The sequence below is a fragment of the Bartonella sp. AP4SXKL genome, assembly GCF_042195845.1.
Taxonomy (GTDB): Bacteria; Pseudomonadota; Alphaproteobacteria; order Rhizobiales; family Rhizobiaceae; genus Bartonella.
This window is the reverse complement of record NZ_JBHIPA010000004.1, coordinates 18,565-44,070: the sequence shown is the minus strand read 5'-3', so window position 1 is coordinate 44,070 and position 25,506 is coordinate 18,565. Positions and strand designations below refer to the sequence as shown.

General features: G+C 39.9%; 13 protein-coding genes. 6 read left to right on the top strand and 7 right to left on the bottom strand.

Annotated features, from left to right (window positions below):
- Position 1: 1 nt before the first annotated feature.
- From ACFIMI_RS03310 to ACFIMI_RS03295, 4 genes are all read right to left on the bottom strand, one after another.
- Complete coding sequence (locus tag ACFIMI_RS03310) at positions 2–913, bottom strand: F0F1 ATP synthase subunit gamma (protein WP_375692238.1); 912 nt, start codon at positions 911–913, stop codon at positions 2–4.
- Between the two features lie 20 nt (positions 914–933).
- Positions 934–2,469, bottom strand: coding sequence for a F0F1 ATP synthase subunit alpha (atpA, locus tag ACFIMI_RS03305; RefSeq protein ID WP_375611722.1), 1,536 nt, complete (start codon positions 2,467–2,469; stop codon positions 934–936).
- On the bottom strand, positions 2,469–3,050 hold the full coding sequence (atpH, locus tag ACFIMI_RS03300) for an ATP synthase F1 subunit delta (RefSeq protein WP_375671756.1): 582 nt from the start codon (positions 3,048–3,050) through the stop codon (positions 2,469–2,471). The genes atpA and atpH overlap by 1 nt, the downstream gene beginning before the upstream one ends.
- Positions 3,051–4,070: 1,020 nt before the next feature.
- Positions 4,071–6,266: a primosomal protein N' gene (locus ACFIMI_RS03295; protein ID WP_375688989.1), complete on the bottom strand. Its 2,196-nt coding sequence runs from the start codon at positions 6,264–6,266 to the stop codon at positions 4,071–4,073.
- A 1,149-nt stretch (positions 6,267–7,415) separates the two neighbouring features.
- Here ACFIMI_RS03295 and fsa point away from each other — a divergent pair.
- Positions 7,416–8,069 (top strand): fructose-6-phosphate aldolase, encoded by a 654-nt coding sequence (fsa, locus tag ACFIMI_RS03290; RefSeq protein ID WP_375668291.1) that lies wholly within the window; start codon positions 7,416–7,418, stop codon positions 8,067–8,069.
- Here fsa and lptE read toward each other — a convergent pair.
- Together lptE and leuS are read right to left on the bottom strand one after the other, a co-directional pair.
- Positions 8,066–8,674: an LPS assembly lipoprotein LptE gene (gene lptE, locus ACFIMI_RS03285; RefSeq protein WP_375628707.1), complete on the bottom strand. Its 609-nt coding sequence runs from the start codon at positions 8,672–8,674 to the stop codon at positions 8,066–8,068. The two genes, fsa and lptE, sit on opposite strands and share 4 nt — an antisense overlap.
- Positions 8,661–11,303 (bottom strand): leucine--tRNA ligase, encoded by a 2,643-nt coding sequence (gene leuS / locus ACFIMI_RS03280; RefSeq protein ID WP_375638313.1) that lies wholly within the window; start codon positions 11,301–11,303, stop codon positions 8,661–8,663. The genes lptE and leuS overlap by 14 nt, the downstream gene beginning before the upstream one ends.
- A 165-nt stretch (positions 11,304–11,468) precedes the next feature.
- On the opposite strand from leuS, the gene ACFIMI_RS03275 reads away from it, so the two are divergent.
- From ACFIMI_RS03275 to ACFIMI_RS03255, 5 genes are all read left to right on the top strand, one after another.
- A complete protein-coding gene (locus ACFIMI_RS03275) occupies positions 11,469–12,158 on the top strand; it encodes a YggS family pyridoxal phosphate-dependent enzyme (RefSeq protein ID WP_375671752.1) in 690 nt (229 codons plus the stop codon).
- Between the two features lie 1,783 nt (positions 12,159–13,941).
- Complete coding sequence (acs, locus tag ACFIMI_RS03270) at positions 13,942–15,885, top strand: acetate--CoA ligase (protein WP_375674783.1); 1,944 nt, start codon at positions 13,942–13,944, stop codon at positions 15,883–15,885.
- A 536-nt stretch (positions 15,886–16,421) separates the two neighbouring features.
- Positions 16,422–17,081: a cell division ATP-binding protein FtsE gene (gene ftsE, locus ACFIMI_RS03265; RefSeq protein WP_273723097.1), complete on the top strand. Its 660-nt coding sequence runs from the start codon at positions 16,422–16,424 to the stop codon at positions 17,079–17,081.
- Positions 17,074–18,027: a cell division protein FtsX gene (locus tag ACFIMI_RS03260; protein WP_375611715.1), complete on the top strand. Its 954-nt coding sequence runs from the start codon at positions 17,074–17,076 to the stop codon at positions 18,025–18,027. Before ftsE ends, ACFIMI_RS03260 begins: the two co-directional genes overlap by 8 nt.
- A 4-nt stretch (positions 18,028–18,031) precedes the next feature.
- Positions 18,032–18,700: a YdcF family protein gene (locus tag ACFIMI_RS03255; RefSeq protein ID WP_375632077.1), complete on the top strand. Its 669-nt coding sequence runs from the start codon at positions 18,032–18,034 to the stop codon at positions 18,698–18,700.
- A 1,369-nt stretch (positions 18,701–20,069) separates the two neighbouring features.
- On the opposite strand, the gene ACFIMI_RS03250 is transcribed toward ACFIMI_RS03255, so the two are convergent.
- On the bottom strand, positions 20,070–25,025 hold the full coding sequence (locus ACFIMI_RS03250; RefSeq protein WP_375692237.1) for a DEAD/DEAH box helicase: 4,956 nt from the start codon (positions 25,023–25,025) through the stop codon (positions 20,070–20,072).
- Positions 25,026–25,506: the final 481 nt, after the last annotated feature.

Genomic DNA, 25,506 nt, shown 5'->3' with positions numbered 1-25,506 from the left:
TTTAAAGCGCTTCAGCGCCCGCAATAATTTCGATCAATTCTGTCGTAATCTGTGCTTGACGTTGACGATTATAAGCCACCGTCAATTTACTAATCATTTCACCCGCATTGCGCGATGCATTATCCATAGCTGTCATCTTGGCGCCCATTTCACCAGCAACATTTTCTAGCAAAGCCCGAAAGATTTGCACCGAAAGATTACGTGGTACAAGGGCCTCTAAAAGAGACGCAGCATCAGGTTCATATTCATAAACAATCGATTGTGAACCTTTGTTATGATCGATTTGCTCCACAATATCTATTGCCCCAACAGCTGCTTTTGGAGCAACCATTGGAATCAAATCCAAAGCTGTTGGACGCTGATTAATTACGGAAACAAATTCAGAATAAAACAGCGTACAAACATCGAAAGCGCCTTCATTGAATAAATCAACAATCCGTTGACTAATCATCACTGCCTCTGCAAAACCAATTCGCTTTACAGCATGCAAATCGATATGATCAATTATCAAGCCTTTGTAATCACGCGATAAAATATCCGCGCCTTTTTTACCCACAGTGATAATTTTTACTATTTTATCAGTCGCCAACAATGCCTTAATCTGTTCACGTGCACGACGAGCAATTTGCACGTTAAAAGCACCACACAAACCGCGCTCAGCAGTACACACCACCAAAAGATGTACATCATCGCGCCCCATACCACGCATAAGAGTAGGCGCATCAACACCATCTACATCAGCAGCAACACTGGTCAAAATATCAGCCATTCTCTTCGCATAAGGACGTGCAGACTGCGCTGCCTCTTGAGCACGATGCAACCTTGCCGCTGCAACCATTTGCATAGCTTTGGTAATCTTTTGTGTTGCTTTAACCGAAGCGATACGGTCTCTAAGATCTTTTAGTGAAGCCATTCAAGCATTCCATCAATTCATCACGAGAAATTTTTCGCATAAGTATCAAGAACAGTTATCAACTTATCTTTCAGCTCATCTGTTATTTGCTTTTGCTCAGCAATTGCCTTTAAGAGATCTTGATAATCACTACGCAAAAGCACCAAAAGTCCCTGCTCAAACCGCGCAACATCAGAAACCGCCAAAGCATCAAGATAGCCATTCACACCCGCGAAAATAACCACCACCTGTTCTTCTGTTTTGAGTGGAGAAAATTGCGGCTGCTTCAACAGCTCTGTCAAGCGCGCACCCCGATTTAACAGACGCTGGGTTGACGCATCCAAATCAGAGCCAAACTGCGCAAAAGCTGCCATTTCACGATATTGCGCCAATTCACCTTTAATCGAGCCAGCAACTTGCTTCATTGCCTTAATTTGTGCAGCAGAACCAACACGCGATACAGAAAGACCAACATTTACAGCAGGACGAATTCCTTGATAAAACAAATTAGTCTCTAGAAAAATTTGCCCATCAGTAATCGAAATCACATTTGTAGGAATATAGGCAGAAACATCATTTGCTTGCGTTTCAATAACCGGCAAAGCTGTCAACGACCCAGATCCATTTTCCGCATTCAACTTCGCAGCCCGCTCTAAAAGACGCGAATGCAGATAGAAAACATCTCCCGGATAAGCTTCACGACCTGGAGGACGACGCAATAAAAGAGACATTTGACGATACGCCACCGCCTGTTTTGATAAGTCATCATAACCAATCAAAGCATGTTGCCCATTATCACGGAAATACTCACCCATAGCACACCCAGCAAGAGGTGCAATAAATTGCAGTGGTGCTGGATCAGAAGCGGTCGCTGCAACAATAATAGAATATTCCAGCGCTCCACGTTCTTCTAAAACTTTAACGAATTGTGCCACCGTCGAACGTTTTTGACCGATAGCCACATAAATACAATAAACTTTGTCTTGCTCTCGTCCAGCCCCTGTCTCATGAAAAGGTTTTTGGTTTAAAAATGTATCGAGCAAAATTGCTGTTTTTCCTGTTTGGCGATCACCAATCACCAATTCACGCTGCCCCCGTCCAATAGGGATGAGTGCGTCAATCGCTTTCAATCCGGTCGACATCGGTTCATGGACAGACTGACGCGGAATAATTCCAGGAGCCTTAACATCGACACGACGACGCTCTGTTGCTTTAATGGGCCCCTTACCATCGATAGGGTTTCCCAACGCATCAACCACACGCCCAAGCAAAGCCGGCCCCACAGGAACATCGACGATAGCACCTAACCGCTTTACACAATCACCTTCACGAATATCACGATCTGAGCCAAAAATGACCACACCAACATTATCAACTTCCAAATTGAGTGCCATACCACGCACACCGTTTGGAAAGGCGACCATTTCCCCTGCTTGGACATTATCCAAACCATAAACGCGAGCAATACCATCCCCTACAGAGAGAACCCAACCAATTTCTGAAACCTCAGCCTTTTGGTCAAAGTTTTTGATTTGCTCTTTCAGAATTTTTGAAATTTCAGATGGTCTAATATCCATCAGCTGACCTCTTTTTTCAATGCAAGCTTAAGTGAAGACAATTTTGTGAGAAGAGACGTATCAATTTGAGACGATCCCACACGAACGATTAATCCACCAAGAATTGTTGGATCCACAATGATGTGCAGCAAGACTTTTCCTCCAACAACACCTTCCAAAGCCTCACACAACTCTTGTCTTTGTTGAGAACTTAAAGGGCACGCAGAAACAATTTGCGCAGTAACCTGCCTACGAGCGCGTGCAACACAATGCTGAAAAGCACGTAAAATACCAAATACGGCACTAAGCCTACGGTTTATTGCAATAACGCGTAAAAAATTACCAATGACCTGCCCTGCGTTTTTATCAGCAAATTTGATGTTTGCACAAACAGATTGCATCACCTTAATTTGCTCTTTAACTGAAAAGAATGGACTAAGCACAAAGCGTTTTAAATCCTTATGCTCCAAAACAAGCAAAAGATCCTCTACTGCCTTTTCAACCTTTTCAACGTTTCCGGCTTCTTGAACGCAATCAAAAAGCGCTTGCGCATAGCGTTGATCTACCAACGGCAGCGGTATGAGAGAAAATGAATCCGACACGAAATACCGCCTCTTTCCCTTGAGCGACTCTCTGATAGTTATCAGATGAAATGAAACAGACATTCTCAATCTTAAGAATCTTTTTCTTAAAACCTAGAACAAAAATCACTTGGTTTCTAGCATAGACATAGCCGACTCGCAACACCACAAATCGCTGCTTTTTAAAAATTTTAATAAAATATTCAAAATATTTTTGAAAAGCATTTTTTTAGATATACAGGATGGCATCACAGTTTTTTTATGCTTCTTTTTGACATTCTCTGAGCGATTTTTTCACTCTCTTTGATTTTTCTTCAAATGCCCTTGCCACCATAACAAAACACTTCTTCTCTAAAAAACACTCCCTTTATCACCACAAGACCTTTAATGAGATGCAGCTGCGATTGAAAAAGTCTATTATTTCAAACTGATAAGAAAGAAAAAAACAATGAATATCCTCCTAAAAATTAAAGAAAACATTGCTCTTTTTTCTTCAAATACCCACTCCTTTTAAAAAATTTCACCAAGTAATATTTTCTTGTAAGCACACTCTTTAAATATACAAAACTTTGATTTATAATGATAATATATCATTTTTCATACCGGATAAGCTTCAAATATCGACAAATTCTCTCTTTTCAAATTTTTTTATCAAAATCACGCCCTTCATTAAGCCCGCGTAGCTTCACTTTATATGGCACTATATTGCACTGATTTTAGAAGAAGCATAGATCAATATCAATTTGAACTCGAATAGAATTGGGTATTTTGGGTGTACAGCTAAACATTTTCAGCCCTTATAATCGCCTATCAAAAAGATACTGTCCCTCATACAAAAAAGAAGTGAAAGCCGAAATGATAGTGCCCTCGAAGAAGAGAAGCGATTCTGCTGGTTCTATAACAAAGATATTTTTTCCCGTGGCTCTACTTAATGCAATGGACATGTATCATATTTTGCTGCCTGGATGCTTATTCTGAATAATATAAGAGTTCAAGTAAAGCACCTTAAGCAAAGAGATCTTCACTTATGCGATACTGGTTTTAGAAAAAACTTTGCGGATCAATATCAATTTGAACCCGAACGGAACTGGGCATTTTGGGTGTACCGCTAAGCATTGCACGTATAAACCCTTGTATATCAAAAGAACGCTGTCCTTGCAGCAAAAGCCGAAAACGATAACGCCCCCGAACCAAAGCCAAAGGCGCTTCTGCTGGTCCCATAACCGAGATATTTTTTTCCCGTGGCGCTGCCTGACGCAATGCGCGCGCATAATGTTCTGCTGCTTGGCGCTGTTGTGCAGACACGATCAAAGAGGCAAGCCGCCCATAGGGAGGCAAATGATAATGCTGACGTGCTGCAATCTCACGTGTGTAAAAATCTTCTGGCTGGCATGCAAGTAAGGCTTTGATGACCGGATGATCTGGTTGATAAGTTTGCAATAATCCTAAACTTTTCAATCCCACACGCCCTGCTCTTCCGGTAACTTGAGAAAGCAGCTGATAGGTACGTTCACTTGCGCGTAAATCGCCATTGGCAAGACCAAGATCAGCATCAATAACACCAACCAGAGAGAGCTTGGGAAAATGATGTCCTTTAGCGACTAACTGTGTTCCAATAATAATGTCCACATCGCCATTTGCAATGGCTTGTAATTCGCTTCGCAACTTCCCAATCCCTCCTTTGAGATCTGTTGAAAGAATCAATGATCGCGCTTGAGGAAAAAGCATTTGTGTTTCTTCGGCAATTCTTTCCACACCCGGTCCGCAAGCCACAAGATGATCTAATGTCCCGCATTCAGGACAGGCTTCAGGAAGTGGTTCATGATATCCACAATGATGACATTTCAGTTGCCCTTGCGCACGATGTTCGACCAACCAACTTGAACAATCGGTACAATGAAAACGATGTCCGCAAATTCGGCATAAAGTCAAAGGTGCATAACCACGACGATTAAGAAAAAGAAGAGCTTGTTCGCCCTTATCAAGCGTTTGTTTTAAAGCCCTTTCAAGAGCAAAGGAAATAAAGCGCCCCTTTTGCACTCCTCCTTGGCGCATATCAATCACCCGCAACTGTGGAAGTGCAACTTCTTTAAAACGGGAAGGTAAATGCACCTTTTGATAACGCCCTTTTAAAACATTGGCTTGGCTTTCAATCGACGGTGTTGCTGAAGATAAAATAACAGGAAAATGCTCAAAAGAGCCCCGTGCAACAGCCATATCACGCGCATGATAAAAAATGCGCTCTTCTTGTTTATAAGCGCTATCATGCTCTTCATCGACAACAATCAAGCCAAGCTCATGAAAGGGAAGAAAAAGTGCCGAACGAGCCCCCGCAACGACACGCACCCGCCCTTCTGCAACTTGCCGCCAGACGCGTTCTCTACGACGTGGCGTCAGATCAGAATGCCATTCTGCTGCCGCAGCGCCAAAACGTGCATAAAAACGATCTAAAAACTGCTGAGTTAAAGCAATTTCCGGCAATAAAATTAAAACCTGCTTGCCCCCTTTGAAAGCTTGAGCGACCGCTTCAAAATAAACTTCCGTCTTTCCTGATCCGGTAACACCATCAAGCAAAAAAACTTGAAACTGAGAAGATAAAACACCTTCCCGCAATAATGTTGCTGCTTCATTTTGCGCTCCCTGCAACTGAGGGGGACAAAAATCAGGATCAGGCATTGCCACAAGATCAGGAGCAGGAACCTTAACATCTTCAAAAATTCCTAGCGCTTTTAAACCTTCAACAACAGAAACCGAAGTTCCAGCCGCATGTGCCAGACCAGAACGTGTCCATATCTTCTCATTACGCACCAATTCCAAAATCCGTGATCGCGCTGGTGTGAGACGTTCTACATTTCCACCACAATACCGCAAACCCAGCATCTGCGCTTCCGGCTCTAAAGCAGCCGGTACCGACAAAACCAATCGTGCTACAAGACCAAAAGGTGCCATTGTATAGCGACTAACAAAACGCAAAAATGTGATCATTTCTGCCTTTAATGGGGGACAATCAAAAACATGAAGCAGAGAGCGTAATTTTTCACGCGCCACAGGAGCAGACTTTTGCCCATCGGCTGTCTGCTCTCCAACGTCCACAACAAAACCGCAAAGCTCACGCCCCATCAACGGAACCCGAACAAAGGAACCAACGTTCACCTCCATAGAAGATGGAACTTTATAACTATAAGCGTGAGCAACAGGAAGAGGAACCAATACGGATACAATCTTTTCCTCTATCATGTTTGAATTCATCTTTTAAACCAATCTACGACCTATTGAACACCAACAGGCCTAAACCTTAATCTTTAAACACTCTTATAAAATTCATTGCAGGATTCAATCCCCCCGATTACAACACTTTTCTAACAAAAATTCTTTTTAATACTCATTTCATCACCAAAGTGCCAATAAAAGAACCAATCTCATCGTCTATAATAAAAAACTCTATAGCAAAAAAAACAGCGCCATTCTTCTGTGCAAATAAAGCGCATCACTATTAAGCATTCAACATGCTATCGGTTAAGTGCATCCTTCAACAAAGCGATCCCATAGTATGACTTCTTCCCAACGCACACTTTTATTTTTTTACCGCCTCATATCTCAATTTATCTTCAACAAACTGATTTATAAAGATATAATCATCATTTTACCTATTGTAATAAAACCCTCAATACGATGAATTTTTCTCATTTCAACCCCATCGAGGAACATTTGTAAATCCTTATTGATGAAAGAGTATCCCATGATTTTAATTATAGGGAGAATAATATTGCAAATGGAGCCGTTACAATATTCACCTTGGCTTTGTGCCAAAACGTGAAAACACGTGTATACATCTTTCAGCTTGATTGAGAATCAAGCAACAATACAAGCAGCACAAAAGCGTATTGTTGAAGAATGGAGAACACAGAATAAATCAATGTAATTGACCATAAAAAAACCCTTCATGCGTAAAATTTTACAGGCGTTCTTCAACAGTGTTTTACGACAAAATAAATCCATCCGCTTTCATCAAAAACAAAGTTAAACATACCCCCTAAAAAAGGAAGGTATCTTATGATGCACTCTCAAATATCAAGAGCAATCGCAAATAGGAAATGAGCAAAGTGTTTGATAATGCTAGCTTATTTCCATAAATATAAAAACACCGCTACGCAAAGATGCCAATACGCAAAAATGTTGGTACGCAATGAATTCTATACCTTATCACGAGTAACACTATGAAATGGGTGTGGAAACGATAAATCATATTTCTTTACCGAAAACGGGTACATGATTAACACCATAGCATTCTTGTTCTTTACACAGATATTAATTCTTTCTCTTGCTTTTGCAGTCAACAATAGCGCATAACAAAAAATAGGATAAGCTAAAAAGAAGAGGTTAGAGATGAAATTTTTTGTGGATAGCGCCAATATTGAAGAAATTCAAGAGTTACAGAATTTAAGCCTTGTTGATGGTGTCACAACCAATCCCTCTCTTATCCTAAAATCAGGACGCAATATTCTTGATGTTACAAAAGAAATTTGTGCTCTCGTTAGCGGACCTGTTTCTGCTGAAGTTGCAGCAACAGAATTTGAAAACATGATGAAAGAAGCAGCTGTTTTAGCAAAGATTGCCGACAATATTTGTATCAAGCTTCCTTTAACACTCGATGGATTAAAAGCCTGTAAAGCCCTCACAGCAGCAGGACTAAAAACAAATCTCACCCTTTGTTTTTCTGCCAATCAAGCCTTATTAGCCGCCAAAGCAGGCGCAACATTCGTTTCACCTTTTATTGGTAGACTTGATGATTGTGGAAATGATGGAAGTGAACTGCTTCATGAAATTCGCACAATTTATGATAACTATAACTTTGAAACACAAATCTTGGCCGCTTCAATCCGCACCGTTAATCATGTCAAAGAAGCAGCACTCAGTGGTGCTGACATTGCAACAGTTCCACCAGCAATCTTAAAAGCACTGGTCAAACACCCTCTCACCGACAAAGGGTTGCAAATATTCCTCGACGACTGGAAAAAAACAGGACAAAATATTGCTTAATATCTAGAATTTTTATTGGAAAGATCTTTTGAAAGTAACAAAAAGATCTGTTCAGCCAACTCTTCCGCAACACGTTTTTTTGCATCTTCTTCTGCTTGCAGCGTTGCATATTCTTGACGAAGTCGCTCAAAAGATGCATTCATCATTGCTGTTCCTTTTGCAACAAGAGTATTTTTCATATCCTGCAAAGTGTAAGAAGCTCTGCTCATAACAGTTCCAACAGAAGGTCGTCCCTTTCTCTTTTTCTCGAAATCAACCTCTATCTGCATAGATTCTCTTGTAAAGACGGATATCTGTAATGCCAATTGATAAGCAGGTAGAGAAGGTTTAGCACCATTTCCATACAAAAGAAAAAGCAGATGGTTGCGCACCATTTGTCCAAAACGATCCGAAGGTTCTTCCACAACAATAGAAGCAAGCTTTTGCGCTAATCCCAAAGAAGCTTGTCCAGAAGGGTATCCAGAAGCAGGATTCCCATAAGAAGCAGAATCCATTGTCATTGCACTCTGCAACTCTTGACGGTAAAGCGGTTCAACTTTGCATCCACACAACAGTGTGAATACACCAGCTAAAATGACAAGAATAGAACTTCTAAAAAACGACATTCACAATCCTTTGTGGAACAACAATGATTTTTTTCACAGGCTTTTCAATTAGCTGCGCCTTTACAAAATCTAACGCCAAAACCGCTTCTTTAATCATCACCTCATCAGCAGTTGCTGCAACGCTCACCTCACCACGTTTTTTACCATTAATTTGTACTGGCAAAGTATAGCATTCCGCAACGGTTAACGTGGGATCATAAATAGGCCAAGCAAGCGCAGATATTAAATTTTTTCCCCCTAAAGCAGCATGACATTCTTCTGCTAAATGGGGCATCATGGGTGCAATCATAGCAAGAAAAAAATCCATAGCTTGACGTAAAGAAGCTTTCATTTCATCGTCAACACTTTCTATCCTATTTAACAACGGCGCCATAATATTCAAGAATTCATAAAGGCGTGCAATAGCCCGATTAAAAGCGAATTTTTCCAAATCATCTTCTACAGCGTGGAGCGTGCGATGTGCGACCTTTGAGAGTTCCAAAGCCGCTCCCTGATGCCCTGCACAAGGCGCCACATCCTTTAAAATAGAAGCACTCACAGCCACATGGCGCCAAACACGCTGTACAAAGCGATGTGCACCTTCAACACCAGATTCTGTCCAAATGACATCCCGCTCGGGAGGAGAATCTGACAACACAAACCAACGCACAGTATCAGCGCCATAAGATGCAATAATATCATCAGGATCAACGACATTCTTTTTTGATTTTGACATTTTCTCAATCAAACCAATCGTCACTTCACTTTGATCGGTTAATTTATAAGCACACCGCTTTCCATCTTTTTCAACAATCGAAATTTCTGCTGGAGAAACCCACCCTTGATCATCCCGATAGGTTTCATGCACCACCATCCCTTGGGTAAAAAGCCCCTTAAAAGGCTCATCTACCGTCACATGACCGACCAATTTCATAGCACGCATAAAAAAGCGCGCATAAAGAAGATGCAAAATGGCATGCTCAATTCCACCAATATATTGTTGCACAGGCAACCATTCAGCTGTTGCTTGTTTGTCAACAGGTCCCTGCGCAAAAGGAGCCGTAAAGCGTGCATAATACCAAGAAGAGTCAACAAATGTGTCCATGGTATCGGTTTCGCGTTTGGCAGGTTGACCACAGGAAGGACAAGTAACATTTTGCCATGTTTCATGTCGTGCAAGAGGATTTCCTGGTTGATCAAAAGTAACATCATCAGGCAACACAACCGGTAAATTGGCACGTGGAACAGGAACAACCCCACAAGTTGTACAATGGATCATCGGAATGGGGCACCCCCAATAACGTTGACGTGAAATCCCCCAATCACGCAAACGAAATTGCACTGTTTTCTTCCCTTGCGGTTGCCCATTGAGCATTTGTTTTTCAAGCTTTTTAGCAGCTTCTTCAAAAGCTTGTCGGGGTGTCAAACCATCCAAAAAACTGGAATTGATCATCACCCCATCACCCGTATAAGGTGTTTCAGGTGTGACAAAATCTTCTGCTTGCTCTCCTTTTGGCAAAACCACGGGTTTTATTGGAAGATCATATTTACGCGCAAAATCGAAATCTCTCTGATCATGAGCTGGACAACCAAAAACAACCCCTGTTCCATAGTCCATAAGCACAAAATTCGCGATATAAACGGGAATATGTACTGTTGAATCGAAAGGATGAACAGCCAAAAGGGGCGTGAGAAACCCTTGTTTTTCAGCTGTTTCAAGTGCTGCCGTTGTCGTTCCACCACACCGACAATTTTCAATAAAAGCACTCAACGCTTTGTCTTTTTTTGCCAAAGCTTGTGCAATAGGATGATCAACAGACAGAGCCAAAAAGGAAGCGCCAAACAGTGTATCAGGACGCGTTGAATAACAAACAACCTCATCAAATTTCTCACAAACATCATCAGCATCACCCGCCGACTTTAAGGCCCAACGAATCAGCAAACCTTGTGATTTTCCAATCCAGTTTTTTTGCATGGTGCGAACTTTTTCCGGCCATTGGTTCAGCTCTTCAAGCCCTGCCAAGAGATCTTCACTAAAGTCGCTAATTTTGAAAAACCACTGCGTCAACTCACGTTGTTCAACCAACGCACCAGAACGCCATCCCCGCCCATCAACAACCTGTTCATTGGCCAAAACAGTATGATCAACAGGGTCCCAATTCACCTTAGCCACTTTACGTGCTACCAACCCCTTTTGATAGAAATCAAGGAACAACATTTGTTGGCGGTGGTAATATTCCACATCACAAGTTGCAAATTCACGCGCCCAATCTAATGAGAGTCCTAATTGTTTTAATTGCCCGCGCATGACCGCAATATTTTGATAGGTCCAAGTTTTAGGATGCACTTTATTTTGCATAGCGGCATTTTCAGCCGGCATCCCAAAAGCATCCCACCCCATGGGATGAAGCACATTAAACCCCTTGGCGCGTTTATAGCGTGCAACCACATCCCCCATGGCATAATTGCGCACATGCCCCATGTGAATGCGCCCAGAAGGATAAGGAAACATTTCTAAAACATAATATTTTTCACGAGCATCTTCTTGAAGAGTCTGAAAAATTTTCTTTTCATCCCAAATTTCTTGCCATTTTTTTTCTCTCGCACGTGGATTATAGCGTTCGCCTATATTATAATGTCCAATTGTCATTCCCATTATACTCTTTTAATAAAACAGAACCAAAAACTTGTTTTATTATGCTTGACCATGGATTAACCTCATCGTCAACATTTTCGTGAAATATTTCCCTAAGTATTTTATAAAACTTTAAAAAAAACGACCAACTCTTGAACAAAAAAGGTAAAGCACAAAAACATGAATACACAAACGCCCCTCGATGCCCCTTCCATTGAAGCATGGCAAAACCTTCAAAAAGACATTGCAGCAATATGCCAAGAGTTACAACGCCCTGTAGAAGAAATTGAACTTATCGCTGTTTCAAAAACTGTTTCTGCCGCTGATATACGCCCCATTTTACAAGCAGGCCAATCTTTGTTTGCAGAAAACCGCGTACAAGAAGCAGCACAAAAATGGCCTGCTTTACGTCAACAATTTGAAAATATTAAACTCCATCTCATCGGTCCCCTACAATCAAATAAAACGGCAGAGGCAGTAAAACTTTTTGATGTCATCCAAACGGTTGACCGTGAAAAAATAGCCAAAAGCTTAGCTGAAGAAATGGAAAAGCAAAAAAGGCATCTCCCCTGCTACGTTCAGGTTAACATTGGATTAGAACCGCAAAAAAGTGGTGTTGCACCGCAAGAATTGATCCCTTTTGTTTCTCAATGCAAAAACAACTATGGACTCGATATCATCGGACTTATGGGCATCCCCCCTGTCGACGAAAACCCCGGCCCCTATTTCGCGCTCTTAGCAAAATTAGCAAAACAAGCAGGTCTTCCAAAGCTTTCCATGGGCATGTCCAGTGACTTCAAAACCGCTCTACAGTTTGGCTCTAATATCCTTCGCATTGGCTCCGCTTTATTTGGAAAACGCCCCGTGTAAAACAATTTTCCCTCATATAAATCTATTCCCCCTTCAATAAATTCCCATTGAAGATTCTACGAACAAACCAAAAACAGCAGAAATGAGAAAAAATATTTCCTTCAATCTCAATAAAGGAGCAATTCTAGCAAAAAAGATTCCAGTCCCTCTTTCATCCTGTTAGCAAAATAAGTAAAAAAGCCGGTTTCTCAAATTTCTCACCGGCACATCCACAACGCGTACAATAGCTTCAAAATAGCATTACAATTTTGCTCTCATATTCTCGCACATTGCTTCTACTTTACTCCCCTCTGACCGCCTCTCCAGCAAAAGCAACATAAAAAATAAATCCTTATATAAAAGCAAAATGATAAGAGGGGCGTTGCGCATGAATGAAAAAACTGTCGCGAAATAAATAATTGCAAAAGAATATTTAATACGATTATCGCAATGATTTCCATTGAAAATCATGAATTCTCTTAAACTTCTCCAACACGCGTAAACAATTTCCCCACATACCAATGGCATAAAGCAGACAAAAAGAGGTTTATGGTTGCATAATACAGTAACAAAACTCTTTCATGTAAGTCACTTGAGCAAAATAAACATCTCAAATACCCAATAGAGCGCCAAGAACCGCGCTAAACAACATGAATAGCAATCTATAAGGTCAACGATAGCATAGAGGCTTTCTATGCTCTACAAAGCGTAAATACAGTCAATATCCGCTTGAAAAATAAAAGAACGAATCCCATGCATGTGCGCATAATACATGCAAGAAAAACAATGGCAATGAGACCGATTTCAATAACGATATTTCTTTATCTTTCTCGTAAACAAAGAGAAAAACTTCAACTTTTCATATGCGCAATTTTTCTGATTTTAAACTTTAATTAAGAAAAACCATGGGGTATTTCTTATATTTTAAAATATTATAAATAATATTATTATCTTTTTAAGAAAAATATTAATATATACATAACATATATATGATTTATATAGTATTTTTATTTCCATTTTTAAAATTTATCTTTGACAATGATCTAAAATACGTAATAACCATTTGAAATGTATCATTGTGATACTACTTTTAATGTGGATAATTAAGGAGAATTAATATGTTTGGTTCATTCAACACATTCGGTCATATGGCGACAAAGATATCTCTGAAGTTAAATAATTTTGTAAGTATATTTGTAAGAATATACCAAAATTAAATATCTACATCTGTGCATAAAATAATTTTCAGAGATATCTATTGTGGATCACATCTTATAATCAGGATTTTTTTATAATGAATATTTGTTATGAAATCGTAAGAATGTTTTGTATTCTCATTGTCTTTATCCCTATATATGCTATTGGTTTTTAAAAGTGGTAGTTACAGTTGGAAAGTAACTATAAAATAAACTTTATATACAGTAATTCTTTTCATTATTTTTGATATTTTGGTTTAATTAATTATTAATAAACTTATTCTTTTTTAAATAAGGGAATACAAAATAAAAAACATTTAAAGCGATAATCAATAAAGCACCTTCATCTCCCTTTTTATATGATATTTTTTAGTGCCTTTGTGCGTTTATAAAAAGCTCTATACCGCAATAGTCTTTGCCATATTTGAATATCCTAAAAGCATAAAATACCTTTTTAAGAAAAACGTATCAGATTTAAAAATTGACTATTCTAATCTTTGTCATTTAGTCTAACCTTATAATGAAAAGCTTTTGGGAAAACTCTGCCACAAATATAACCATACAAAAATACAGAGGCAGATTTTTCCAAACAATAAAAAGAGGGAAACATGACTGAAAAAATTTATCCAATATCAGAAGAGATCAAAAAAAATACTTTACTCGATGAGGAAACTTATCAACAATGGTATCGAGAAAGCATCAATGATCCAGAAAGCTTCTGGGCCAAACATGGTCAACGCATTGAATGGTTTAAACCTTTTACAAAAGTAAAAAACACTTCTTTTAACGGAGATGTCTCCATTCAATGGTACGAAGATGGGATAACAAATGTTACCTATAATTGCATTGATCGCCACCTGAAAACCCATGGAGACAAAATCGCGCTCATTTGGGAAGGAGATAATCCTTATCATGATAAAAAAATAACCTATAACGAGCTTTATGAACATGTTTGTCGTTTTGCTAATCTTTTGAAAAGTCGTGGCATTAAGAAAGGCGATAAAGTAACCATTTATCTTCCTATGATTCCCGAAGCAGCCTATGCCATGCTTGCTTGTGCTCGCATTGGTGCTGTTCATTCGGTTATTTTTGCAGGCTTTTCTGCTGAAGCAATAGCAGGACGCCTTGTCGATTGTGAATCAACCTTTATGATTACCGCTGATCACGGCTTGCGTGGCGGCAAACGGATCAACTTAAAAGACAATGTTGATCATGCTATTGAGATAGCAGCACGCCAAAACGTGCATGTGGACCAAGTCATGGTTATACGGCGGACTTGTGGACCCATTCAATGGGTAGAGGGGCGTGATTTTTGGTACCACGAAGAGATAGCTCATACCAAAACAGCTTGTCCACCAGAACCAATGAATGCTGAAGATCCACTTTTTATTCTTTATACTTCAGGCTCCACCGGCAAACCTAAAGGTGTTTTGCATACCACAGCAGGCTATCTTGTTTTTGCCTCGATGACTCACCAATATGTTTTTGATTACCACCCCGATGAAGTTTACTGGTGTACGGCTGATATTGGTTGGATAACCGGCCATTCTTACTTGGTTTATGGACCTTTATGTAATGGTGCGACCACTTTAATGTTTGAAGGCACACCAACCTTTCCTGACAAAGGCAGATTCTGGGAAATTGTCGACAAGCATCAAGTCAATACACTCTACACCGCACCAACAGCTATCCGCGCCTTAATGGGAGCAGGAAATTCGTTTGTTGAACACTCAGACAGAACATCGTTGCGTCTTTTAGGCACAGTAGGAGAACCTATTAACCCAGAAGCATGGGAATGGTTTTATCATATAATTGGAAATGACCGTTGTCCGATTCTCGATACATGGTGGCAAACGGAAACAGGAGGGCATATGATCACACCCTTGCCTGGTGCAACCCCCCTCAAAGCAGGATCGGCCACACGTCCTTTCTTTGGTGTTCAACCCCAAATTGTTGATGCCCAAGGCAATGTTTTAGAAGGTGAAGCAGAAGGCACTCTTTGTATCAGTGATTCATGGCCAGGACAAATGCGCACACTTTATAAGGATCATGAACGCTTTATTCAAACTTATTTTTCCTCCTATAAAGGAAAATATTTTTCAGGCGATAGCTGTAGGCGCGATAGCGACGGTTATTATTGGATCACAGGACGAGTTGATGACATTCTCAATGTCTCGGGGCACAGATTAGGAACCGCTGAAATTGAATCGGCTCTTGTTTCTCATCCCGCTGTATCAGAAGCAGCTATTGTGGGTTACCCGCATCCCATTAAAGGGCAAGGAATTTATAGTTTTGTGACCCTCATGGAAGGAACAGCGCCAAGTGAAGAATTGCAAAAAGACCTTATCAAGCATGTGAGACAAGAAATAGGTTCTATTGCCATATTGGATAAAATTCAGTTTGCTCCACAGCTTCCCAAAACGCGATCAGGGAAAATTATGAGACGTATTTTACGAAAAATTGCTGAAAACGATTTTGATACTCTCGGAGATATTTCAACCCTTGCCGAACCACAAGTTGTTGAAGATCTAATTGCCAACCGGCAAAACTAAAAAACACGACGCAATACAACATACGGTGGTTTTTGTTTTTTTTTGCTAAAATTATCTCAGCATTATTACGAAAACCACCGAGGAGAATAAAAAATAAAACAATTCACGAGAAGCTCAATCATTCTAACAACAAACGCTTTTTTTCATAACAGGTAAGAAATAATTTAAGCAAAAACCTCAGGATTGGGATGCGAACAAGAATAAGAAAGTAAGATAAAAAGAGCAACATAGCTTTTTAAAATCACCCAATGTCCACTCAATGCAAAAAAAGCCTCTGAGTAAGAAGGAAAAATAGTTCTGATGTTTATGCTAGAATCCCTTTGAAATTCCTGCTAAAATCATAAATAAGGCTAAAAAAAGAAAGTATAAGTGATAATATTCTTGAGCAAAAATATTTATCTATAACGAGGGTGTATAAAAAATATTGAAAACCATGAAATCTAAAATAAACAAGCTTACAACAAAAATCTAAAGCAATGAAAGTAAGAGTTTTTAGAATAAATGATGCAATATAAAATCAGGAGTAATAATAAAAAGTGATTCATTTTGAAAATGTCGGCCTACGCTATGGAATGGGCCCTGAGGTCCTTCGTGATATTAGCTTTCATATTCCTCCTGGATCATTTCAATTTCTCACAGGTGCCTCTGGAGCAGGGAAAACGTCGCTGATGCGTCTTATGTTTTTGGCACTCAAACCCACCCGCGGTCATATTGATCTCTTTGGAACAGACACAGCATTACTCAAACGACAAGAGCTCCCTGCGCTGCGACAACGTATTGGGGTGGTTTTTCAAGATTTTCGTTTACTCGACCACATGACCACTTATGAAAATGTCTCCTTACCTTTACGCATTAAAGGACAAGAAGAAGCAACCTATCGCAGTGAAGTGGAAGATCTTCTCTGTTGGGTAGGTCTTGGAGATCATATTCATGTTTTACCACCGGTTCTTTCCGGTGGGGAAAAACAAAGGGTAGCCATTGCACGCGCACTCATTGATCAACCTGAAATTCTACTTGCCGATGAACCCACCGGAAATGTCGATCCGCCCTTGGCAAAACGCCTCCTCCGTTTGTTTATTGAATTAAACCGTTTTGGAACGGCTGTTATCATTGCCACCCATGATATTGCCTTAATGGAACAAGTTGCAGCACGGCGTATGCTTCTCCATAACGGACGGATGACGATTCATGAATAAGTCTTTCCCCATTTTTACAAGCAATAAAAAAAATACAACAGCGATTATTCCCAGTGGTAATATTTCTGGAAAAGCATTAGTTGCCGTGATTGCTATTATGACATTTCTTTCAAGCCTCACCTTAATCGGTGTTGATTTGGTCCAACGTGCCGCCCAAAATTGGAGTAATCAGATTAGCTATGAAGCAACAATACAAATACGCCCCATTGACAATGTTGATATCAACAAAGCACTCCGTGATGCCGTACAATTGGTTAAAACATTTTCTGGTGTACAAGATGCAAAAATTGTTGACCAAAAAGCTACAGAAAAGTTACTGGAGCCATGGCTTGGAACAGGCTTCAATGTCAATGAACTACCCCTTCCCCGCCTCATCATTGTGACCCTGAAGAGAGATGAAAAAATCAATTTTGCAGCCATTAATCACGCCATTAAAACCCAAATTCCAGGAGGTCAATTTGATGATCACCGTGTTTGGGTTCATCGTTTTGCGACCATGGCACACACCACTGTTTTCATTGGTTTTTCAATTTTAGCATTGGTTTTAGGCTCTCTTATCCTCACCATCATTTTTGCCACCCGCAATGCATTGGCAGAAAATACACATATTATCAATGTCTTATATTTCCTTGGTACTGAAACTCTTTTCATTGCTCGCCAATTTGACTGGCATTTTTTTAAAACTGCGCTGCGTGGTGCTTTATATGGTGGTCTCACAAGCATATTTCTATTTTCAGCCTTTTGTCTCTGGACGAATTATAACTTGGGAAGAGTAGAAGCTAGCCAAGTAACAGCTTTGTTTGGACATCTTTCCATAAGTTCCATCCCCTACGGAAAAATCATTTTTCTTATTATTTTCGTTTCTTTTCTTACCACCCTTACAAACCGCATGACTATTTTAGCGCAACTGAAAAAAATTGATCAATGTGAAAACGGTTTATTTTAATTTTATGACTTACAATACTTTCAACTCATTGACGCAAAACAATTTAGAACGTCCTCTTCCAAAACGGACCCACTATAATAATTGGTCTCCCTGCTTTTTATTTCGCTATTTTCCACCGACAACCCTTACTCTTTCAATCATTGTTTTAATTTTCTGGGGCGGTTTTATTATTTTTTCTGAAAAAACTGAACGACTCTCTCCCCCAACACCTCTCCCCAAAGCGGATGCCATTATCGTGCTTACAGGCGGAGAAAACCGAATAGAGACAGGACTTAATCTCTTACAAAGGGGGCTTGGTTCACGTCTCCTCATCAGTGGCGTAAATACCACAACCAATCTGAAAAGTCTCATGCACAACATGCATATTACCCCACGGCTTATCTCCTGTTGTATTGACATCGGACATCAAGCGATTAACACCAGAGGAAATGCTAAAGAAAGCGCCGATTGGATCAAAAAACACCACTATAAAACCCTTTATATCGTCACCCATGATTACCATGTGTGGCGCTCAATGCGAGAACTTAAATATTTAATGCCTGATATCCATTTCATTGCCTATCCTGTTAAAAAGAACAATGCTGAAAGCGCAATACAACAGATCAATCAAATCCGCATTCTTATATTCCAATATATTAAAACGCTCCAAGTCTATATCAGAACCGCATTCTGACCTTTCTCCCTGATCTTTATTCTTGTGACTTTAAACCTTGCTACCCTCTGACTGCTTTACCCTTCTCTCCATACCTTTCCACACGAATTACCGCCATAAAAGCCCGCCAGAACTTCCCCCCATACAAAGCACAACGCCCCGATACACGTGTCACTGTCTTGCACATTAACCAAAAAACATCTCTTACATCCCAAACTTGATCTCACAACACGTGATCTATCTAATGCCATCCCCAATATAGAAGACAGCTCTTGTAAATAAATCTTCCCAGATAGCTATAAAATCAAACTTGTCATAAAAATCTATTTACACCACTGTCTTACCCTTCATAAAAAATGCAAACCGCCCCACCCTATATTTTGCCACCCCCCAAGTATTACGATAGCTCTTAAACCTCTTGGGATGATTGGTAAGAGGCATGCATTACGCCTTTCTTAAACACGAACATACCAACCTCATATGACATGCAAAGAAGTAATTTTAATAGATTTAAAATAAGAAAATTTATAATACTTAGATTTCTCATTTAACAGAGAGAACATTAAACTATCATTATAAGTCAATATATTAGTAACAATCTCTTATTCTAAAAAGCATCTTCATAAGAGCATTTTAGATCACAGATAGGAATAAGCTCAAAACGCACACCGCGACAAATACCCTACATTTTTTATCGCAATCTTTTTTGAAATCATTTCGCTCTCTAAGATCACTTTTTGTCTGGTTTCCTCTCCCAAAAAGAACGAAAATTTTTAAACTCTATTGATCTGTAAACAATAATAACTCAGCTTCTTGTCTAACGCGTTCCACCTGCTCACTTCAATATCAGAACATCTCAAAAGACAGATTTCATGAGAATTGTCATTTCCTCTCAACATCTCAAAAGGCGACGATTCTTATTAGCAACGATTTGTAAACAATCCACTTTCTCTGGACAGGTTCCACTCAGCTTCTCCATTTATATGGTTTACTCACATAAAGCTCGATAAGAAAACCCTGCCTGAGAATATTCATCACTGCCGCTAAAGCTCATGCGTCATAATTTTAGCGACCTCACTGCCTAAGGTGCTTTATCACATACAATATATTGATTTATAATGAAAATTTATTACGCTACAACTTGAATGAGAGCTCTCAATATCATCAGATTCTCTCATTTCAAATCTGTTCTCTATTGAATCAATCAAAACCATTTTCTTGCACATCACATAGGACTTGCACATCACAAAGGAAGAGAGCCTGCGCAGCGTAAAACTGTACAAGAAAGACATGCCTCTTATGGACTTGTCTCAAGTGCCAAGGGCTGTCGCAATACCCACGAGCTGGCAAGGTGTATGATAGTGCCAGTTTGTTACGACTCAACACTTTTTTACCGCACAATGGATAATTTAACCTTTTCAGTTTCTCTCACTTCCAATTTTGGCAGGTTGCGCACAATTTTCATTGTTTCCAAGCTTACAGTAATAACCCGCTGAAACAATTCCAATGGATAAGCTGGATTACCCACCGTTTCAACAGCATAGCGATTGGCATCATTCACAATCCCACTCGCTTTATCCGTTTTGACAACCTGCCGCTCCATAACCCATTCAAGAGCAGGCCTGCCATTGATCACATACTCATAAGCTTCAAGAGGAATATTCTGCATCGTGATATGCGCATTATAAATCACTGTGCTTTTATCAATAGCACCACGCTTACCAGCAAATTTCATCGCCTCAACACGATAAAAACTCTTCTCATCAGAAATCACCCAAGTTCTTGGATCTCCCTGTTTATAGGTAACGGGATAGGGTTCAATCTCTTCATAATTCATATGCAAATCACCAAGCTTGCGCCCCGCTATAACAAAAGCCCAAAAATCCTCTACCTTTTTAACTGTTGGAATACGCGGCAATTGTTTAGATAAATTATGCGCATAACGAGCACGATAATCTTCAGAATGCAAAATCCCGTAAACATAATAAAACAAATCATCCTTTGTTATCATTTCACCAGGATAAGCTGCCTTAAAATAAGCCAACCCTTCATCCGTAAGAGCATCACGCCGCTCTAAACCAGTTTCTTTGCTTTCCTCTGCAAAATTTGCAAACAAATGAACCTGATTCCCTTTTTTAGCTCCTAAGGGTGCAACATCTTCATAAACATACCGTGGAAAACATTGACCAGTATCCATTGCATGAAGATTAGATAAATTCTTAGTCATCAGAACAGAAAATCCACTGCTTGCTCCAACTCCCGTAACTTGTATTACTCTGTTTTCAACCGCTTGCTTCATAGGGAATATACGCGGCATTTGATATACTCTTTCGTTAAAAGTACGGTTATAATAAAGCCATTGTTGTGTAAAAGGACGATAAAGACTTTGAACTAAGCAATTACTTTCAAATTCAGAAAACTTTCCTCTTACCAATTCCTCTTTAAGACTACTGCTCCAACTGATTTTTTGGGTATCTGTATCAACAAAATCGTTCACAGCATTTGCACGTGCTTTGCGGTCAGAATGCGCATAAACATTATTAAAACGTTCCACTTCATTGTTATAGAAAGTTATCGTGTTACGCATATTCTTCGCTAGATTTTCACGGCTTGAATTATATGCCCAGGCATCGCGAGTAGTTATAATCCCACGAGAAAACGTTTCAAAGAGCTTTTTATCACTGCCTTTCTTATCTCCTAAGGCCAGAAATTTTTTAAAATCACTGTTGCGCTGATTCAGCCAATCGCCATATTCATCTGGCGTAATCATCTGCCAGCCGTGTTCACGCTTGATACCGCCAACACTACCCAACCGCTGAAGTTGAGATAATTTCTCCTTTGTCGTGAGATTATCACCAATATTGTAATAGTGAATTTTGCAATGCTCCGTGACATTTGGATTTTTAATAAATAGTGTCACAGCGATTCCTGCCATACTTCCACTTCCGAAAACATTTTGCCCTTCTCGAGCAGCTCCTTTGCTCATCATATTTTTGCGAATATCACCACGCAAATTGAAAACATAAATGCTCGAAAATTCTTCATTCAATTCTTTTCGTAATCCACTCGTAGAATATCCATTGATAAAACCTGAATTTGTCACAAAACCAATAACACCACAGTCTTTTATGCGATCACTTGCCCAACGAATGGCACGAATATAACTGTCATAAAGTCCATTAACATTGCTTGCTTTGGATTGAGCAGCATAAGTTTCACGAATGCGACGATCCAATTTAGGATAGCCAATATTCTGCGCATTGTCGTTTTCACTTTTTTGTCCAGAAGAATAAGGGGGGTTGCCAACAATAACACGAATATCCAGTTCCTTCTGGTGCGCCCGACGTGTACTGTTATCCACCAGCAAATCACTGATCAGGTCTTTTTCTTGCTCATAAAGCTGGAATGTATCGGTCAAACAAATTCCCTCAAACGGAACATAATCGCCCCCCATCAGACCATGATAGGTCGTCTCAATATTAATGGCTGCAATATAATAGGCTAAAAGCACGATTTCATTGGCATGAATTTCACGACAAAATTTGTGTTTCATCTCCTCTGGTTTTATCAAACCCGATTGTAAAAGCCGTGTGATAAAAGTCCCCGTTCCAGTAAAGGGATCCATGATGTGCACACCCGATGAGCCAAGCGTTTGCCCAAATTCTTGCTCTAATACATCATTGACAGAGTGCAAAATAAAATCCACAACCTCGACGGGGGTATAAACAATGCCTAATTTTTCTACAGTGCGTGGAAAAGCATAACGAAAAAACTTATCATAAAGCTCTACAATCAACCTCTGTTTTGCTTTTGGATCCGTAATGCCACTGGCTCGTAATTTTACACTTGCGTAAAATTTTTCCAGATCTTTGGATTCCTTATCAAGATTTGCCTCATCAAGCACATCAAGCATACGCTGCATAGCACGCGAGACAGGATTCTCACGTGTGAACTGATAGCCTTCAAACAACACCTGAAAGACAGGACGCGTGATAATATGCTGTGCCAACATCTCAATCGCATCAGCTTCTGTAACAGCATCATTTAAGTCATCACGCAGTTCTGCCACAAACCTGTCAAAGGCTTGACGCGCCTCAGTATTTGGCTCTGCCAGAATGCCTGTTAAGCGCGTGATATGATTCTTAGCAATTTCCGCAATATTGCTCGCCCAATCCTCCCAATAATCTCGTGTCCCACACTTTTTGACAATCTTTGCCATGATGGCACGCGAAATCTCATCCACAGGGAAAGCAAGCTCCCCTTGTTCATCTGTAAAAAGGACATCACGCTCCGCTGTACCAATACCCAATCGTGCTGGTTGTGCGCGTAGTGGAAGATTGTCTACAATAGCCGTAATAGCCTTTAATTCAGTGCTCTGTGTGACACCAATAATCTCAATCACATTGCTAATATCTTGCCCGAGGGATGCCTTATTAATCGTTGCATCAAAACGATCATCATGTGCACGCAAAGCATTTAAAATTTGCCAGATAACCCGATATTTATCATTGTTGTTCAAAGCCTGTTCCGCTGGAGTATCAAGAGGAATACCAATTGGCAAAATGACATATCCCATCTTTTTACCCTCAGAGCGACGCATCACCCGCCCAACCGCTTGCACAACATCAATCTGGCTCTTGCGTGGATTTAAAAACATGATCGCATCAAGAGCCGGAACATCCACCCCCTCAGACAAACACCTTGCATTGGTTAAAATACGACAAATATCATCCCCACTATCAGCTTTCAGCCAATCAAGTAATGCACCACGATCCTTTGCATTGAAAGTGCCATCAACATGCTCAATTTCACACTTCAGAAAATGTTCATTTTCTGTATCCTCTTTCGTATAATCAAGATATTCTCTAACAACCGCAGAAAACTCATCACGAACGAGTTTAGAACTTTGAATAGTTTTACAAAACGCTAAAGCACGATGCATAGGATATGAATCCGTACCAACATCAGCCTTCATATTTTGTTTTGTCAAAGCCTTATAACAGCCAATAATCTTCGTTGCATCATCAAGAATAAGCTCAGAATCGCTATCACTAAGGCGCTTCTGAACAGCGGAACTGACCAATTTTTCGTCCATTGCTAAGACAATAACCTTATAATCTGTTAAAAGATCATTTTGTACTGCCCATGAAAAACCCCGATAAAAAAGTGTTTTACCAAAAAGCTTTTCATCATCCATCGAAGCAAGAACAGCATTAACTTCATTCGCGCGACTTTTTGCGTTATCACCAAAAATACGTGGTGTCGCTGTCATATAAAGGCGCTTCTTGGCGCGAATAACATCATTGGAATGCACCTTAACAAAATTGGATTCATCCTCTCCCACCAGCGTTGCCCCTGTTGTACGGTGCGCTTCATCACAAATGATAAGATCAAATGTTGGCAAACCATAGTTTTTCTGAGCATCAGCAATCACCTGAATGGATTGATAGGTTGCAAACACAACGGTCATCTTATCTGCAACACTCTTCCCCACCTGATCTGCAAGTTTAGCCGCATTAGTTGTCGCCGGAAAAGCAAGATCAAACACATCAATTTCAGCAACATCATCACTATTTTTACGACGCTTTCCCACTTGTGTATCAGAACAGACAGCAAAGGATCTCAATCCAATTCCTGCATCCGTTGTCCATTCACGCACCGTCTGTGACATCAGCGCCAAAGAAGGAACAAGAAACAAAACAAACTTGCCTTCACCTGCCAAATCCTCAGCAATTTTAAGACTGGTAAATGTCTTACCAGTCCCACAAGCCATAATGAGCTTACCCCGATCTGCTTGAGCAAGCCCAGCACGCACATCACGCAATGCCTCCAGCTGATGTGGACGCAGCTTCTTTTTATCCTCCAAAACAACTTTGCCCTGGGCTGCAAAAATTTCCCAACGGATCGGACTTTGTTGTATATCGGAAAGATTAATCCGTATAACAGGAATATCTTGCCCCCGTATCATTATTTCAGCGTTATCACTCCAAGCACGTTCAGTACTATCTATAATAACACGCCGCTTGAACGGAGCTTTTCCTGATGCCGAAATAAAACTATCAATATCTGCTTTTCTAATTCGATATGCTGCATCATAAAATTTACATTGGATTGCTGCAAACCCCTCTTCATCACGCATCTTTGCCACAAGATCAATACCAGTATCCCGACCATCCCAACCATTTTCATGCGCCCAATCTTTAAAGGTTTGAACTTTTTCATAACACCCAAACTGAAGAGGATCATGTGTCAGATAAGCAAGAGCAAAACGCTCAAAATACGTTCCTTTATCTCGTTCGGTACGCGCTTGATCACGATAGCTCTGTAAAAGCGATTGCAGCGTCATGCTTCCCCCCAATGAAAAATACCTTCAACTATCGAATCTAAACCAATTCGTCAATGCCTCTTGTTCTACCCAAAAAACTTAAAAAAAGCTTAAAATTGCTTGATTTTAAAACATTTCTTCTATGTTTAATTAAACCAACAAGAGAAAATCTTTTGATCCTTTTGAGTATCCCCCAAATCATATGATGCATTTACTGATGTCTATATCCCTATGGAAATAAACGGTAAGGCGTGATGATTTTGAAAATATTTTTTGCCTTTTGTAAGAATACAAAATAAAGTGCACAATAATTTTAGGATTTAGCTTAAGAATGAGAGGGGGGAAATGGATACGACACCTGCGAACACACAAGACACCAAGGAAGAAACTCCACACACAAAACAGCGCATTTTACGAACGATCATGCATATAATTTCACTATAATACGCAAAATATTAGTCGTGATATTCAAAATATTGATTTTTGAAATATTTCTTTGTCT